At 35.3% G+C, this 1,229-nt stretch carries 2 protein-coding genes; both read left to right on the forward strand.

Annotated features, from left to right (window positions below; all coding sequences use genetic code 11):
- Nucleotides 1-68 precede the first annotated feature (68 nt).
- Nucleotides 69-335: a transposase gene (locus EAX61_RS16310; RefSeq protein WP_121918772.1), complete on the forward strand. Its 267-nt coding sequence runs from the start codon at nt 69-71 to the stop codon at nt 333-335.
- Nucleotides 336-370: 35 nt separating this feature from the next.
- Nucleotides 371-1,213 carry an IS3 family transposase gene (locus tag EAX61_RS16315; RefSeq protein WP_236642069.1) on the forward strand — a complete coding sequence of 281 codons (843 nt, stop codon included), beginning with the start codon at nt 371-373 and terminating at the stop codon, nt 1,211-1,213.
- Nucleotides 1,214-1,229 lie beyond the last annotated feature (16 nt).

Genomic DNA, 1,229 nt, shown 5'->3' on the forward strand with positions numbered 1-1,229 from the left:
TGTAGACTTCCCCATAAATAGGACAGTTACTAATTCGAATTTACTAACTTTAAATTCAAACTGTCATTATGAAAAGCAGCAAATTTAGTGAGAGTCAGATTATCAAAGCTCTCAAAGAAAATGAACAAGGAAGGTCTGTAGGGGATTTATCCAGAGCATTAGGTATTGATAAGAGCACGTTTTATTACTGGCGTAAGAAATACGGTGGTATGGAAAAACAAGAGCTCAAACGTCTTAAAGATTTAGAAGCAGAGAATCTTCGGCTCAAACAGATGTATGCAGATGTTAGTCTTGATAATAAGATGCTAAAGGATATACTGTCAAAAAAGTTCTAAGACCTTCCGACAAGAGAGTTCGAGTAAAGTACCTTATTAAAGAGTATTTAGTACCGATTATACGTGCCTGTGAAGTTGTAGGCCTTACAAGATCAATGTGGTACTACCAGAGTAAAAAGGACGATAGTGAAGTCATCGATAAGCTTACTCAACTGGCAGAAGCTTATCCCACTCGTGGTTTTGATGAATATTATTACAAGATCCGTCGTGAAGGTCTACAATGGAATAGAAAACGTGTTTTACGTGTCTATCGTGAGATGAAACTCAGTTTGAGACGTAAACACAAAAAACGTTTGGTTAAACGTATAAAACAACCATTAGAAGTACCTGCAGCACTCAATGAGTGTTGGAGTATGGATTTTATGAGTGATGCCCTTACCGATGGTAGGAAAGTGCGTGTTTTCAATGTAATTGATGACTGCAATAGAGAAGCAATAGCTATTAACGCTGGACTCTCTTATCCAGCAAGAGCTGTTGTAGAGACGCTGGAACAGTTAAAAGAAGAAATAGGAACACCTAAATATGTAAGATGTGATAACGGACCTGAGTTTATCTCAAAAACATTTATGAACTGGTGTAAAAAGAACTTTATAGAAATTAAATATACTCAACCTGGTAAGCCTATGCAAAATGGATATATAGAACGCTTTAATCGCTTCTTTAGAGAAGACATATTAGATGCTTATTATTTTAATGACATCTATCAACTTCAGAAAATCAGTGATAACTGGAGAGAAGATTACAACTTTAATCATCCGCACAAGTCATTAGGTAATATATCTCCTAAAGAATACATGCCCAGATTTGATGAAGAATTTAAATTCTTCATCAAATCTGACCTAAATAATAATTATTTGTCGAATTTTAAGGTGTCCTAATTAGGGGAAGCCTACA

Origin of the sequence: Dokdonia sinensis, assembly GCF_003688895.1 — a bacterium.
Taxonomy (GTDB): domain Bacteria; phylum Bacteroidota; class Bacteroidia; order Flavobacteriales; family Flavobacteriaceae; genus Dokdonia; species Dokdonia sinensis.